At 64.4% G+C, this 14,851-nt stretch carries 11 protein-coding genes and 3 pseudogenes; 7 read left to right on the top strand and 7 right to left on the bottom strand.

From position 1 onward, the window contains the following. The first annotated feature begins 63 nt into the window (after positions 1–63). The 3 genes from HT579_15650 (at position 64) to HT579_15660 (ending at position 3,717) form a co-directional block, all read left to right on the top strand. The gene (locus HT579_15650; GenBank protein ID QKS30231.1) at positions 64–813 is read left to right on the top strand and encodes a multiubiquitin domain-containing protein; all 750 of its coding nucleotides are present in this window, start codon (positions 64–66) and stop codon (positions 811–813) included. After that, entirely contained in the window at positions 788–1,969 is a 1,182-nt protein-coding gene (locus HT579_15655) for a ThiF family adenylyltransferase (protein ID QKS30232.1), read from the top strand. The genes HT579_15650 and HT579_15655 overlap by 26 nt, the downstream gene beginning before the upstream one ends. Before the next feature lie 722 nt (positions 1,970–2,691). Beyond that, on the top strand, positions 2,692–3,717 hold the full coding sequence (locus HT579_15660) for an IS630 family transposase (GenBank protein ID QKS31665.1): 1,026 nt from the start codon (positions 2,692–2,694) through the stop codon (positions 3,715–3,717). Positions 3,718–3,949: 232 nt separating this feature from the next. Here the strand turns inward: HT579_15660 and HT579_15665 are convergent, their stop codons facing one another. Continuing rightward, positions 3,950–4,936 carry an IS5 family transposase gene (locus tag HT579_15665; protein QKS30233.1) on the bottom strand — a complete coding sequence of 329 codons (987 nt, stop codon included), beginning with the start codon at positions 4,934–4,936 and terminating at the stop codon, positions 3,950–3,952. Positions 4,937–5,101: 165 nt separating this feature from the next. On the opposite strand from HT579_15665, the gene HT579_15670 reads away from it, so the two are divergent. Both HT579_15670 and HT579_15675 read left to right on the top strand, forming a co-directional pair. Further along, positions 5,102–5,434 (top strand): helix-turn-helix domain-containing protein, encoded by a 333-nt coding sequence (locus tag HT579_15670; GenBank protein ID QKS30234.1) that lies wholly within the window; start codon positions 5,102–5,104, stop codon positions 5,432–5,434. Then, positions 5,424–6,124 (top strand): annotated as a pseudogene (locus tag HT579_15675) (HipA domain-containing protein). The gene HT579_15670 and the pseudogene HT579_15675 overlap by 11 nt, the downstream one beginning before the upstream one ends. Positions 6,125–6,531: 407 nt before the next feature. Here the strand turns inward: HT579_15675 and HT579_15680 are convergent. The 4 genes and pseudogenes from HT579_15680 to HT579_15695 form a co-directional block, all read right to left on the bottom strand. After that, complete coding sequence (locus HT579_15680) at positions 6,532–7,347, bottom strand: ATP-binding protein (GenBank protein ID QKS30235.1); 816 nt, start codon at positions 7,345–7,347, stop codon at positions 6,532–6,534. After that, positions 7,340–8,620 carry a DDE-type integrase/transposase/recombinase gene (locus HT579_15685; GenBank protein QKS31666.1) on the bottom strand — a complete coding sequence of 427 codons (1,281 nt, stop codon included), beginning with the start codon at positions 8,618–8,620 and terminating at the stop codon, positions 7,340–7,342. The genes HT579_15680 and HT579_15685 overlap by 8 nt, the downstream gene beginning before the upstream one ends. Before the next feature lie 16 nt (positions 8,621–8,636). Then, positions 8,637–9,635 carry a ParB N-terminal domain-containing protein gene (locus tag HT579_15690; GenBank protein QKS30236.1) on the bottom strand — a complete coding sequence of 333 codons (999 nt, stop codon included), beginning with the start codon at positions 9,633–9,635 and terminating at the stop codon, positions 8,637–8,639. 74 nt (positions 9,636–9,709) lie between these two features. Further along, positions 9,710–10,147 (bottom strand): annotated as a pseudogene (locus HT579_15695) (hypothetical protein). A gap of 369 nt (positions 10,148–10,516) precedes the next feature. Here HT579_15695 and HT579_15700 point away from each other — a divergent pair. Beyond that, positions 10,517–11,083, top strand: a pseudogene (locus HT579_15700) (HipA domain-containing protein). A 221-nt stretch (positions 11,084–11,304) separates the two neighbouring features. Here HT579_15700 and HT579_15705 read toward each other — a convergent pair. Beyond that, on the bottom strand, positions 11,305–12,006 hold the full coding sequence (locus tag HT579_15705; protein QKS30237.1) for a methyltransferase domain-containing protein: 702 nt from the start codon (positions 12,004–12,006) through the stop codon (positions 11,305–11,307). Continuing rightward, the gene (locus HT579_15710; GenBank protein QKS30238.1) at positions 11,996–12,997 is read right to left on the bottom strand and encodes a tRNA-dihydrouridine synthase family protein; all 1,002 of its coding nucleotides are present in this window, start codon (positions 12,995–12,997) and stop codon (positions 11,996–11,998) included. Before HT579_15710 ends, HT579_15705 begins: the two co-directional genes overlap by 11 nt. Before the next feature lie 278 nt (positions 12,998–13,275). Here HT579_15710 and HT579_15715 point away from each other — a divergent pair, with 278 nt between their 5' ends. Continuing rightward, positions 13,276–14,823 carry a diguanylate cyclase gene (locus HT579_15715; protein QKS30239.1) on the top strand — a complete coding sequence of 516 codons (1,548 nt, stop codon included), beginning with the start codon at positions 13,276–13,278 and terminating at the stop codon, positions 14,821–14,823. Positions 14,824–14,851 lie beyond the last annotated feature (28 nt).

Genomic DNA, 14,851 nt, shown 5'->3' on the forward strand with positions numbered 1-14,851 from the left:
CCGGTGGGTCCGATTAGACGGTTGTAGGCGAGATAGCTTCGCCACAACAACCTAGAGGACCCTATGAAATATCCTGATTTTGACGACGTTGGCGACGCGATCCGCGAGGGTCGCGCTTTGAGGGAGGCTGCTGCCTATCGCATCCGCTTCGGCCTGGATGGGCTGACTTTTCGCAACATCAATGTGCCGGACCCGGTTCCCACCGGAAGGCAAATCCTGGCCAGCGCTGGCTTGGACCATCGCACTGACTACATCCTGTACGCCTACCTGGACACGGGCGACTTCGAAGACGTCCGCCTCGACGAGACCTTTGATCTACGCGGGAAGGGCGCTGAACGCTTCATCGCTTTCAAGTCGGACCGCGACTTCAAGTTCTCGCTGAATGACCGCCAGCTGGCGTGGGGCAACGCCAGCATGCTCGGCAGCGTTCTGTATGACCTTGCCGACACGTCGCCGGAGGATGCCATTTTCCTGGAGGTCTGCGGCGGTGAGGACCGGCTCATCGAGCCGGACGATCGGATCAACCTTGACGCGCCGGGCATCGAGCGTTTCATCTCTGCCCCCAAGCCGCAGACGGGCTACGTCATCTTGGTCAACTCTGTCGAGGAGACTGTTCCGGACAAGCACGTAACCTTCGAGCAGGTGGTCAAGTTGTCGCACCCGAACGCGCCGCCCGAGACCAACGTGAAGTTCTCGATGACCTACCGCAATGCGGTGTCACTCCCTCATGCTGGCGAACTCGGCGAGGGCGGCTCTGTTGAAGTTAAGAAGAAAGGGACCATCTTCAATGTCACGCGCACTGTTCAGTCTTAATCCCGACCTGGCCCGACTCCGCTCGGAGGGTTACTTCATGCGCATCCAGGGAAGCTTCCTGGTGATGCTGGAAGTACCCTACGTGGACGCCCAGCGCCAAGTCCGCTTTGGCACCTTGGTCTCGACCCTTGACCTTGCTGGTGACCGTACTCGCAAGCCCGAAACGCATGTCATGAACTGGGATGGCGACTTTCCGTGCAATGCCGACGGAACGCCCTTGCAGGGCATCTCGCATGCTGCGCCGAACACGGACCTCGGCCACGGGCTCACGGCGCGGTACAGCTTCTCCAGCAAGCCGAGCGACCTGGGCTATGCGGACTACTATGCCAAGATGGCGACCTACGCGACTATCGTGTCCGGACCGGCCGCAGTGCTGCAGCCGGGCATCAGCCCGCGCGTGCTCCGCAGCGGCGAGGAGGAAAATGAGGCCAGCGTGTTCAACTATCTCGACACGGCCTCCAGCCGCGCCGGGATTGGCGCGTTGGCCAGCAAGCTAGAAGAGGAGGTTGTAGCCATCATCGGCCTGGGTGGCACCGGCGGCTACATCCTCGACTTCGTCGCGAAGACGCCCGTGAAGCAGATCCGCCTTTTCGACGGTGATGACTTCCTGTCGCACAACGCCTTCCGCGCGCCTGGTGCACCGTCACTGGAGGAGCTGCGGGATGCCCCGAAGAAGGTGGACTACCTGAAAGGCATCTACGAGCGCATGCACCGCAGCATCGAGGCGCATCCCGTGGAGATTAACGCGGATACGCTGGGCCTGCTGGACGGCATTACGTTCGCGTTCCTTAGCATGGATGCCGGCGAGAAGAAGCGCGCCGTCGTGGCCAAGCTCGAGGCGCTGGGTGTGCCGTTCATCGACGTCGGCATGGGCTTAGAACTCACTAACGGCAGCCTCGGCGGCATCCTGCGCGTGACGACCAGCACGCCCACGAAGCGCGAGCATGTGCACCATGGCCGCATCTCCTTCGCGGGCGGCGGCGGCCAGGACGTATATGCGTCCAACATCCAGGTGGCCGATCTGAATGCCTTGAACGCGTGCTTGGCGGTCGTGAAGTGGAAGAAGCTGCGCGGGTTTTATCGGGATCTTGAGCAGGAGCACCACAGCACCTACACCACCGACGGCGGCATGCTGCTGAACGGAGACCAATTGTGATGCGGCACCACACCCTGGAGCACCGGTTTGTCCGGAATGCGCCACGCGAGTTGGAACCGGGCGTTCTGTACATCTCGATGGAATACGCAACCGCGGTGCACTCGTGCTGCTGCGGTTGCGGGGAGCGTGTGGTGACTCCGTTCACGCCGACGGACTGGCGGATAACGTTCGACGGCGAGTCCGTGACGCTCAATCCCTCGGTGGGCAACTGGAACCAAGATTGTCGCTCGCACTATGTGATCGAAAGAAATCGCGTTATCGAGTGTGGCCGGTGGTCTGATGTGCGCGTTGAAGCCGAAAGGCGCCGTGACAAGCGGGCGAAAGCCGCTTATTTCGGTCGCGCCACGGCGTCTGCGCGACTTGACGCGACGCCGGCTGCACCCTCCAGTGATACGGAGCAAACCAGAGGATTATGGTCTCGCTTTTGGGCGTGGTTTTCGAAGTAATCCAACCCTGCCTTTCCTGCAGCGTAAGGACTTCTGTTGTTGCGGCCAACGATAGCTTCATGCTCCTGAGGGCGAGTTCGTTTGCGGGAGCGGAAGGGCAGCGACGCTTCAAAGCGGACGGTGCTCCCTGCATATCGAGGGACTTCAGAGGATCGGCGCGCGCCGGTCAAGACCCGCCCTTCTCGCTCACATACTAACAGATAAAGTATTTCTGTGCATTTGGCGTTTGTTTTTTGAGTTTTCCAAGGTATAATATGGAGCATGAACTCTCCACTGATGCCGCAGAGGCCGGTTTTCAGTTCCAAGCGCATGGAACAGCAATGGGTACGCATGCAAGGCGTCAAGATGATGCGGGCAGGCATGCCGGCGAGTCATGTGGCGCACCATTTGGATGTTTCCGTGCGCGCGGTTTTCAAATGGATCGCAGCATTCTACGACGGTGGTCAGAATGCGTTGCTCGCCCGAGAAGGAGCCGGCCGGCCGCCGAAGGTCACCCCGGAGCAGTTGCGATGGATCGCCGATACGGTGCGCGACCGCACGCCCGACCAGTTGAAGTTCGAGTTTGGGTTGTGGACCTTGCGCCTGATCGGCAGTCTGATCGAGCGGCAGTTTCAGATGACGCTGAGTCTGCCGACGCTGGGCAAGGTCATGCGACAACTCGGATTCACGGCCCAGCGCCCGCTGTACCGGGCCTATCAACAGGATGCGACGCTGGTGCAGCGCTGGCGCGAGGAGGAATACCCGGCGCTCCAGGCTCGTGCGAAGGCTCGTGGGGCATTGATCATGTTCGCCGACGAGGCCGGGATGCGCTCCGACTACTACCACGCAGGCACGACGTGGGCGCCTCGCGGTCGGACGCCGGTGGTGCGCGCTACGGGCCGACGCGACTCCGTCCAGATGCTGTCGGCCGTTGGTACGGGAGGGCAACTCCAGTTCATGCTGCACGAGGGCCTGGTCAACGCCACAGTATTCCGCAGCTTCCTCGAACAACTCATGCTGGGCGCGACGCAGCGCATTTTCTTGGTTGTCGATGGTCATTCGATTCATAAAGCCAAGCTGGTGAGCGAATACGTCGCGTCCACCGACGGCATGCTGGAGTTGCACTTCCTGCCGCCTTACTCGCCGCAACTCAATCCGGACGAGCAAGTGTGGAAAAGCGTCAAAGAGCGCGTAGCGAAACAGAAGCCGCTCGACAAAATCAGTCTGCGGGGTCTGATTCAGGCAGCACTGGAACGTCTTCAGAATCTCCCAGAGATCGTGCGAGGGTTTTTTAGGCATCCGGACTGCGCTCGTACAATATGAACTGCAGTTGTTTATGGATTAGTAGTATGATTGCCTAAAATATCAGGCATAAAGCAATATATTGCACAACATAGGGAACCACTGATCAATGGACCTAAACACGCGCCAAAACCGCTCTCGGCCGGGAAGCAGAGCGCGCGCGGTCAGGCGTCGCGTCATTTCGGCCGATTTCTCGCGGGTTCAAAGCCGCGTCTTGGCCTTGGCTGCTCCTTTTCGGGGCCCTTCGCCGTGCTCAGGACGCACCTTGGCTGTAAAGGGCCAGAAGCTGTCGCTTTGCGATAACCAGATTGGCCAGCGCAAAGAGGATGTGCAACTGGGCGGTGTTCTTCTTCAGCCCCCTGTAGCGGACCTTGCGATGGCTGAAGAGATTCTTCACGATGTGGAAGGGGTGCTCGACCTTCGCGCGGATGCTCGCCTTGACCGATTCCAGGCGACGCAGCAGTGGGCCAAGCTTGCTCTCCTTCGGGATCGCCTTCAGCTTGCTCCGCTTGGTCGCCACTTGCCAGTCGATGTCCCGGTCTTTCAGCTCTTCGCGCTTCTCGACGCCGGTGTAACCGGCATCCAGATACACGGTCTTCTCTTCGCCGTGCAGCAGTTCGGCGGTCTGCGTCACGTCGGCGACGTTCGCCGCCGTTCCCACCACCGTATGCACCAGACCGCTCTCAGCATCGACCCCGATGTGCGCCTTCATCCCGAAGTGCCACTGGTTGCCCTTCTTCGTCTGGTGCATCTCCGGATCGCGGGCCTTCGCTTCGTTCTTCACCGACGGCGGTGCGGCAAGGATCGTCGCGTCGGCAATCGTTCCCTCACGCATCATCAGCCCCTTGGCCGTCAGTTGCGCGTTGATCGCCGCGAAGATGGCCTTCGACAGGTCCTTCTCTTCCAGCAAGTGGCGAAACTGCAGCAGCGTCGTCGCATCCGGCGCCGCCTCTCGCGACAGATCGATCCGCACGAATCCCCGCAAAGCTTGGCTGTCGGTTATCGCATCCTCTACCCCCTCGTCCGACAGGCCGTACCATTGCTGGACCAGGTACACCCGCAGCATACGTTCCAGCCCGATTGGCGGCCGGCCGCGCTTCCCTTTCGGGTAGTACGGTTCTATGATCGCCAGCACGTCTTGCCAAGGGATCACCTGTTCCATGTCGGCAAGAAAGCGCTCGCGTCTGGTCAGCCGCCTCTTCCCGGCAAACTCGGCTTCCGAAAAGCTGATCTGCTTCACTGGCACAATTCCATCATCGGCGACGTGCACATTATACCAGAGGCATCGTCCGCCGGGACGATTAAATCAGTGCTTCCATAGCAGTCTTCAAGAACGCTTTCTGACTTGCAAAAGACAGCGTACCGCCTATTATGCTAGGCATTCCACTGTGAAATGCCTACTTCAATGAGCCGATTCGAAACCCCGATGCACGTCGCCGACCAAGTGGCGCAGCTCGGCCAGCGAATCCGGATCGCCCGCATCCGCCGCGGCTGGTCCGTGGCTGATCTGGCGAGCAAGGCGGGCGTCAACCGCAACACGCTGACCGCGCTGGAATTGGGCAAGCCCGGCACGGCGATTGGAGTGTGCTTCACTGTCCTGTGGGCCCTGGGCCTGGACCGGACGTTGGAAGGCGTGGCCGACCCGGACGCCGATCTGCATGGCAAGGCGCTCGAAGCGGCGCAGCGTCCTCGCCGCGCAGGCAAGCCACGCAAGAGCAGCGACGACTATGACTTCTGAACGCGAGGCCTACGTCTACATTCAGCTTCCCGGCACCCTGGAGACGGTCCCGGCGGCGTTGCTGCGCGTGCAGACCTTGCCCGACGGCACACAGATCGGCCGCTTCCGCTACGGCGATCGCTATCTCGCGCGGCCTGAGGCGGTCGCACTCGATCCGTTCCGGATGCCCCTGGCAAAGCAGGTGTTTGAATTCACCGCGCTCAGGGGCATCCCGGGCGCGGCACGCGATGCTGCGCCGGATGCCTGGGGCCAGCGGGTGATCGAAAACAAGCTGGAGCGCAGCGCGGCCGATCTCCAGGAGATCGACTACCTGCTCCACGGGCCCCAGGATGGCGCTGGGTATCTGAGCTTTGGACTGAAGGCAGCCCCCCCGCAGCCAGGCGCACCTACAACCGCACACATCAACTGGACGAACTGATCGCTGCTGCGCAGGCCATCGAGGAAGGCAAGCACGTGGCTGCGTATCTGCTCGAACAACTCGATCCGGGCACCAGCATGGGGGGAACGCGGCCGAAGGCCACTATCGAAGACGGCCAATGCCTGTGGCTCGGCAAGTTCCCCGCCAAGGATGACCGCTGCAACCTGCAGCGGGTCGAGTTCGCGACGCTGGATCTAGCTAGACGGTGTGGCCTGAACGTGACCCAGGAACGGCTACAAACGGTCGGCCACGGCGACGTGCTGATGCTGCAGCCTTGACGCTCACGAAACCTGACCCTTTTTCGCTCACGAGAATGGATCCATCGGAGGCACAGGTGGTGGTCTGTGCGCGGCTTCAGGCGAGGGTGAAGGGGTTGCGGCAGCGGGGTTCGGCAAGCGGTGCGCGGGGACTTCTGGCGTATGGGAGGGCAGCCGTGGCGTTGCGGGAGAGGCGCCCCGGAACTGGGTCAAGGGCAGGCTGCGGCTTTTCGCAGCCTGGCGCAGCGTCCCTTGACGCAGCGCAGGGGCGATACGCTGGGGCGTGGCAGTCAGAGCGGCAGTATCGCGCTGACTGCCATGCAGACGGGCGTTTTCGGACGTTGGGCCGGCGTCGCGGTCGGCGAGAAGCGACCGTGACGCGGGGCGAACCCACTGCCGCCGTTCGCTGGCGCTGGCAAGCGCTACGCGGACGCGTCTGGCGAAGTCCTCTTGCGCGACGTGGCGCGCGTGGGGGCAGCCGGCGGGGCCGTCGTCTGGCGTTCCTGGGAAACGGCCGGTTCGCTGCGCAGACTCGAACCACTCAGGCGCAGGATCGTGCAGCGATGCTGCAGGCGGTCGAGGAGCGCATCGACCAGCGCCTTCTTCTGAAACAGCTCGTACCAGTCGGGCAGGTCGAGATTCGTCGTGACGATCGTCGACAGACGCAAGCTGTAGCGCTGGTCCATCAGGCGGAAGAACGCATTCACCTGCTCGGGTTTCAGGTTGAGGTAGCCGAGTTCGTCGATGGCGATCAGCGGCAGGCGGCACAACTGATTGAGCAGCCCGACCGTCGAGCGGTCGGCGAGCGAGGCATACAACTCGTCGAGCAGAACCTGCGCGTTATAGAACCGGGCACGGTAGCCATTCAGACAGGCTTCGCGCAGGAGCCCGACGGCGATTCCCGACTTGCCCGTTCCGGGAGGGCCGATCAGCAGCAGGTTCTCGCCGCGCCGCAGAAAGTCCAGTCCCGCAAGGCTCAGGACCTGCGCCTTGTTCACGCTCGGCTGGTGGGCAAAGGGAAACGACTGCAAGGTCCACGGCCAGGGCAGACGCGCCTGCGCCAGACGATAAGCGAGGCTCTTCTCGCGCCGCGCCGCGTCTTCGGCGCTGAGCAGACGAAAGACGACCTCCGCAACGGGCGAACCTTGCCGCTCGGCGGCATCGAGTTCCTCGTCGAGGACGCGAGCGATGCCGGAGCAACGCATCTGCTCGATCAGGGCACGCAGGCGCTCACGCATCCTCATCCCCCTCGTCGAGATGGAAGAACGCCCCGGCGACCTGCTGCAGGATCATCGCCTCCAGGCGGCCGAGATCGAAGAGACCGAACTGCAGCGCCTGCGCCACTGCGGCCAGGAAGGGTGCTTGCGGATAAGTCCGCCGGAATGCCAGCAAGCGGCGCAGCGGCCGCACCCCGCGGCCATGCGCCTGTTTGACCAGAGCCGCGACGTACGCGTCGAGCACCGGGTGGTGCCCCTGCAGCAACGTCGCCTCGGGCGCTGGCGTGCGGAGTCGGCCCTGCGGTGTCGGGTGGTGTCCGGGCAGCTTCTGCTTCGCACCGCGGATACCGATCAGGCGCGGGTGCACCGCGACGACCTCGTCGCGCGCACAGATCCGCAGTTCGTCGGAATACAGATACACCGTCAGCGTCTTCCCCACCCAGCGTTCGGGAACCGAGTAGCGATTGGTCTCGACCGACACGAAGCCGTACAGATCGACCACCCGCTCGGCCACCTGATAGACCGGTGGCAGGACAGCCGGCAGCCGTTGCAGGCAGGGCCTCTCGACCGCGTAGGCCGCGCTCGGCGCCATTCCGAGGACACGCTTCGGCTTGGCATTCGCCACCGTCTCGCACCAGGCCCGCGCCTGCTCGTTCAGGTCGGCGAAATCGGCGAACGTCCGGCCGGCCAGGAAATGGCCTTCGACCCAGGCAAAGGGTCTTTCGACGCGCCCCTTGCGATCGGGTTGATTGACCGGGTGGGCACGGAAGGCGAATCCCAGCGTGCGCGCGAACGCCACCATCTCGGGCGCGAACACCGCGTCGTCGCCGGCGCCGTCGACGACGATCACGCTCGTGTTGTCGATGACGCAGGTCGGGCAGCAGCCGGCCAGGAAGCGCACCGCCTCGAGCAGGAACTGCTTGGCCTCAAAGCGCGTGAAGCGCGGGTAGTACCGGATGAACAGACAGCGCGAGTACGCCAGGATCAAGGACGCGCATTGTGCCGTCAGCGTCTTGCCGGCGAGGGTCACGCGGTGCGGCGAGGTATCGTGCTGCATCTCCTGGCCGGGCGCAAAGACATACTCGCCCGAGCGCTTGGGCGGGGTGCGCAGGCCGGCTTCCCGGATCCAGCGGGTGAGCGTGCTGTAGCCGGGATCGACGCCCAGTTCCGCCTGCAGCATCTCCTGTAGGCGGACCCCGTTGCCGCGCACGCGAACGAAAGCGGCAGGGAGCCAGAGGCGTACCGGCGCCGGGCACGCGGGCTCGCGCGCCTCGGCAAGAACCGGCGATCGCAGAATGCGGCGAATGGTATTACGCGAGAGACTCAAGAGCCGACTGATCTCGCGTATCGCCAGGCCTTGCTGATGCAGCGTCTGGACGGATTGACGAATCTCTTTGGATATCATGTGGGCAGATCCGGGTCAGATGGCGCTGCAACGATTCGAGCGCCGGTTGCAGAGCAGCCACGGCCGTCCTGACGACCGGCGGCAGAGGGGTCGCGGACGAACTCAATGCGGACAAACGCCGCTTCAGGCGGGTGCCGACGGCTTCCAGGATGCGCACATCGGCGAGCACCTCGCCTTCCGGCCCAGCACGCAGACGTTCGGCAACCTGCTCCTCTTGCCGGGCTGCGACGGCCTCGAGCAACAGTTTCGGGGACTCGACCATGCGCTCACGCACGGGTCGCGCAGCGCGTTGGTACTGCGCGAACCAGTTGGCCAACTGCCGCGTTGACAGGGGCGTTTGGCGCAGGGTCGCGAGCAGTCGTTCGGCGTGCGCGCTGTTGGCGCGCGCCAACGGTCCGAGGATGCGCACCGCCGCCCAAGTCGACACCTGCCCCTGGCGTACGGCCTCGAGCAAGGCATCCGACAGACCCCCGAGCAGTTGCAGGCGGCGATTGACCCAACTCGCATCGCGCCCGCAACGCCGGGCGACTTCGTGTTGGCTCAACGACGCGCCGGAAATCAACTCGCGCAACAGGAAGGCTTCTTCGATCGGCGCGAACGATCGGCTGTGCGTACGCGCCAACACGCCCAACAGCGCCTGCACGAGGTCCACCGGCCAGCACTCGACCTCTGCCCGGTCGCGCCCGAGGGAACGCAGCGCGGCGATCCGGCGATAGCCGTCGACCAGGATGAACGCCTGGCCCTCCCCGGCGACCGCGATGCAGGGAACCAACTGCCCATCCGCGGCGATCGATCGGGCCAGACGCGTGATCGCCGGCGGGTCCGGCAGGCGAAGCGATGCGTAGCGCAATTCGAGACGGTGCAGGTCGAGGGTCAGAACCCCCACAGCCGACGACTGATCCATGCGAGAAACCTCCTGTCGGACCCAGCGTAGCGGCCACCTGCCGCCAGGGCGAGCACGTCGTCTTTTGCAATTCCTCAGGGTGAGGCGCAAGCCGCTGTAATGACGGTGATTTCGACCATCCACGCGTCACTCTTTGCAAGCGCGGCGTCCACCACACGGGACAAACGCTAGGTGCCTGAAGGAATGGGCATTTCAGCCTTTGACGCGTCCATCTTTGCAACCTGCCCGGTCGCCCTGTCCTGCGCCCTGTGCCGCTGCCGGGCACGGTTGCGCTCGGCGTACTCCGGGTGCTGGCGTCGATAGTCCCGCCAATAATCCGGATGGCGTTCTGCCCAGGCCTTCTGCACCCGCTTCTGGTTCTCGCGATAGTCCGGATCGTTCTGCCGCTTGGCCGCCTGCCAGCGCCGTCGCCGTTCGCGTTGGCAGGCGGCAGCGGAACAGAAGCGTTGCTCGGCCACTTGCGGGCGTGGCCGAAAGAGCTCTTGGCACGCCTGGCATCTCCGGAATTCCATGGTGGCTGCTCCCCGCACGAGATGGTGATGTCGGGCGGCAAGATAGGGCTGCCGGAGTGTGTGTTGGCCGTCAGTCGGTCCAGGAAATCCGGGGAGGGGCCGTTCCCGGTAACGGGCGCCGTGACGGGGGACCGGGTCGCGCCCTCACGAAGAAGCGTCTTCGGACCAGCGCTCCATCACTCCGGGCCACCAGCCGCCATCGGAACCGATGCCGCTCAACCTGGCGAGACGTCTCCCGGATTCTCAGCAGCCAGAACATCTCCCCTTGCGGCGCACGCTCCAACATGCCCGAGCAGACCTCTCGCCAAGCCCGCGCTGTGGGTCAGCTTTGGTGAGCAGAAACGGGTCAATTCTGGTGAGCGCCAAGGGCTGCAGCGATTTGATCGCGAGCACACCCAAGGCGGCTACCTACGTTTCGGACTGGTCAGTGGCTTGACTGTGCTCGACTGTGGCGACAGTCATCTGGACAGGGATTGCCGGTCCTATCCGCTGCTGGCCGATAACCTGCGGCGGTGGTCCGACAAGCCCGAAGCCGATTGCGCCGAATTGTTCCGCAGGATGGTCTTCAACGCGGCCGTGACCAACAACAACGACCACCCGCGCAACCATGCCCTGCTGCGCCGACAAAAGGGCTGGCGGCCCTCGCCCGCCTACGACCTAATGCCCGCACCCGTGGTCAGTCTCGAACGACGCGATCTCGCGTTGAGCGTAGGGCGCTACGGTCGCACGGCCAGCATCTACAACCTGCTCTCCCAGGCAGGGCGGTTCGGCCTGTCCGCGGAAAAGGCACAACGGGAGATCGAGCACATCGTCGCAATCGTTCGGCAATGGCGGGAGAGCTTCTTCGCTTGTGGCGTGTCGGCAAAGGACGTCGAGTACATTGCTCCGGCCTTTCTGCCGGCATGCTTCTTCTTTGAAAGGCAGCCCGATGTCTGAGACAACGCGTATGCGCATCGAGTACGGAGTGCTCCAGTTGATAGCCGTGGGAAGGCGTCAGCAGACTCCGGCAGACAGCCAAACTTGTCGAGAGGGAGGGGGCGGTACATAATCCGGTCTTGTCCCATTGGGCAAACAGTAAGAATCAGTTTTCAAACAATGGGTTGGGTGTTGTGTTCTGTTCCCTTCGCCCGCTCCATTTCGCCGCTTCTCAGCCACCATCAGCACGGCCCGGCGCCGGTGCCCGGCTGCCAACGGAGATCGACCCGGCAGCGCCAGAGCGGATGTCCGGAGTCGAGGTACTTGCGCTCGAAGGGGGTGATCGGCGCCGTTGGAACGTAAGCCTCACAGGCCACCGCGCGCCCGCGCAGCAGTTCGATGGCGACGCAGAGTTCGGCAATGTATATCGGCCAATTGCTGCGGCATTCGAGCACGCCGGCGAGAGCGAGAACGGTCGGAAATACCGCATGACCGTGCCAGCGCCGGCCGACATGGCAGCTCTTCGGCCAGGGGTTCGGGTAAAGCAGGTAGTGGCGGTCGAGTCGCCCGCCCGCGTCGTGCAGCAGGCGCCAGTAATCGACGAGGTCGGCGCGCACCAGGTCGAGATTGTCGGGCCAGCCAGCGGCGCCGCGGCGAGCGCGCGCCAGGCGAACCGCCGACTGGTCGACGCCGATGACGTAGTGACCCGGGAAAGCCCGGGCGAGCGCGGCGGTGCTCTCGCCGACACCGCAACCGGAGTCGAGAATCAGTTGCGCGCCGCCCGCGAGACGCTGATAGCGCTCGAAACTGTCGGCAAAGGCGACACGATTGTAGTCCGCGACCGGTTTGCGAAAGGGCGCCCGGGAATGGCGATCGAGCAGCCGTGCCAAGTACCGATGGACGGTGTCCTGGCCGCTGACCGGCAGTCGCGAGTCAGCGGGCACCGGCCTGCACGTCGACGCGCGCAACCGCCAGCACCCCGTGCTGCTGCAGCCGCTGATTGACCTCGGCGACCGTGCGCAGCGGGCGAATCGCAAGGAACAGCGCGGCCGCCTCGACGAAGTTCGGCCGCAGCGCCGCCAACCACAGCTTCAGGCGTCCCGGCGCATGCTGCGGCGCAACCTTGGCGCATACCTGCTGCCAGTACGACGCCAGCAGGGGCTGCAGTTGCTGCCAGTCGGCGCGGCGATCGCCTTCCTCCTCCTGGCCGGCGGTCAGACGACGGATGTTGCGCGCAAGAAAGGGATCGGCGACGGCACCGCGGCCAAGCATCACGTCCCGGCAGCCACTGATGGCACGGCAACGCCGATAGTCGGCCGTCGTCCAGACTTCGCCATTTGCCGCCACCGGCCGCGACACCACGTCGCGGATGCGGGCAACCCACTCCCAGTGCGCCGGCGGCCGGTAGCCTTCGGCGCGCGTGCGTGCATGGACGACCAGAGAGTCGACGCCGCCATCTGCGAGCGCCCGCGCGCAGTCGAGCGTCTGCGACGTGTCGCGGACCCCGAGCCGCATCTTGGCGGAGAAGGGGATTGCCGCCGGCACCGCTCGCCGCACCGCCGACACAATGCGGAAAAGATGCTCCGGATCGGCCAGCAGGGTCGCTCCACCGCCATGACGGTTCACCTTCGGCGCCGGACAGCCAAAGTTGAGGTCGATCCCGGCCGGCGCCAGCCGCGCGAGCTGCGCCGCATTGTCGGCGAGACAGGCCGGGTCACTGCCGAGCAGTTGCACGACCAGCGGCGTGCCCGCCCCGGTACGGCCGGCACGCGCGAGTTCCGGGCAGACGCGGACAAAGCTTCGTTGCGGCAGCAGGTTGCCGGAGACGCGGATGAACTCGCTGACCGCCAGATCATAGCCGCCGACCCGCGTCAGTACGTCGCGCAGCACATCGTCGAGCAGACCCTCCATCGGCGCCAGCAGCAATCGGCTCATCTCGTCCCACCATCCCGATCTGGATTGTACGCTGCCGCGGATTCGGGCCGTGCATCACGATCAACCCGTGGATCCTTCGCTGCTCGGTCCGCGCAACCGGCAACCGCCGTTGCCGGTCGGGCAGACAAGCGGGCCCGGCACGGCGGCACGTGCGTCGAGCGATTGACTCCCGCTGCACGCCGTTTGGCGATAGACTCGCAGGACAGCGCAACTGCGCCCGCGGCTGCCGGGATGATGCCGCATCCGCGAAACACTGCCACGATTTTCCTCTTGCCAGCATGATCGACCCGAAGAATCCCCTCGAAGTGGCCCGTGAGACGTTCCGACTGCTGTCTCTGCGCAAGCTGCTGCCGACGCCGGCAAACTACCAGGCCTACTACAACGAGGTCGCCAAACTGCCCAACGTCGCCGGTTTCCCCGAGGCACCGCTGCGTCAGCTCGTGGCCGCACTGGGCAGGCTGAGCCTCGAGGCGGGCGAACAGCACCTTTCGGCACTCGAGACGGCGATCGGCAGGCGCAGCTGGCAAGGCGTTCAGGAGGCGCTGGTGGCGTTCACGACCCGGAACAAGCCCACCGTCGCGCCCGCCGACCAGGGCGAGGCACCGCCCGCCAACGGCGACAGCGCGCCTGCCTTGCGCACGAGCCTGCTGCCGCCACTGGTGCGCCTGGTCGAAAGCCTGTTGCCGAGCCTCTGTCACGACGACGACTCCCTTCTGGCACAGGGACGACAGCTGCTGCAGACTCTCGAGGCCCAGGCAGGGGACTGCCATGGACTCCTGCCCCGACTGTCGGCCTTCAGCCAGCGCATCTCGCTGATCGCCGAGGAACAGGGCGAAGTCCGGCTGACCCTGCTCAAGCTGCTGCAACTGATCGTCGACAACATTGCTGTGCTCAGCGTGGATGAGCGAAGTGTACAGGGCCAGATCGATACCCTTGCCAGAGCGGTGCTGCCGCCGCTGACACTGCGCCGCCTCGACGACGTCGAGCGCCGCCTGCAGGATGTCATCGGCCGCCAGCGCGCAGCCAAGGAGCGCACGCTGGCGGCGCAGGAGGCGATGCGTGCGATGTTGGCCGCCTTCATCGACCAGCTCGCGACGATGAACCAGTCGAGCACGGACTTCCAGAACAACCTCGAGGAAAGCGCGCTGCAGATCGCCGACGTGCAAACGATCGAGGACCTGACCCCGCTGCTGCGACGCGTGCTCAACGCTACCCGCTCGATGGCGACGGAAACCGCTGCCGTGCGCGATCAGTTGGGCAGGCTGCAGACAAGGGTCGTCGATACCAACACGGAACTCGCCCGGCTGCAAGAGGAGTTGCAGCAAGCGAGCGCCTCGGCGCGCCATGACCCGCTGACCGACGTGCTCAACCGCCGCGGGCTCGACGAGGCTCTGGCGCGCGAGATTGCCGGCATGCGTCGCAAGACGGAGCAGCCGCTGTCGCTGTCGCTGCTCGACGTCGACAACTTCAAGCAGATCAACGACCGCCTTGGCCACGCGACGGGCGATGACGCACTCATCCACTTGGTGCAGGTCGTTCGCCAGTACATGCGGCCGGTCGACACCCTGGCACGTTATGGTGGCGAGGAGTTCGTGATCCTGATGCCGGACACCCGCCTCGAAGACGGCATGACGGCCATGCGCCGCCTGCAGCGGGAACTGACGCGGAACTTCTTCCTCTCCCGCAACGAGAAGATCCTGATCACCTTCAGCGCCGGCGTCGCCGAACTGCACCCCGAGGAGTCGGGCGAAGACGCGATCCGGCGGGCAGACCAGGCCATGTACCTCGCCAAGCGCGCCGGCAAGAACCGCGTCATGGGCGCCTGAAAGGTTGCCAGCAGACCGCAACGACACC

It is taken from the genome of Candidatus Accumulibacter similis (genome assembly GCA_013347225.1).
Lineage (GTDB): Bacteria > Pseudomonadota > Gammaproteobacteria > Burkholderiales > Rhodocyclaceae > Accumulibacter > Accumulibacter similis.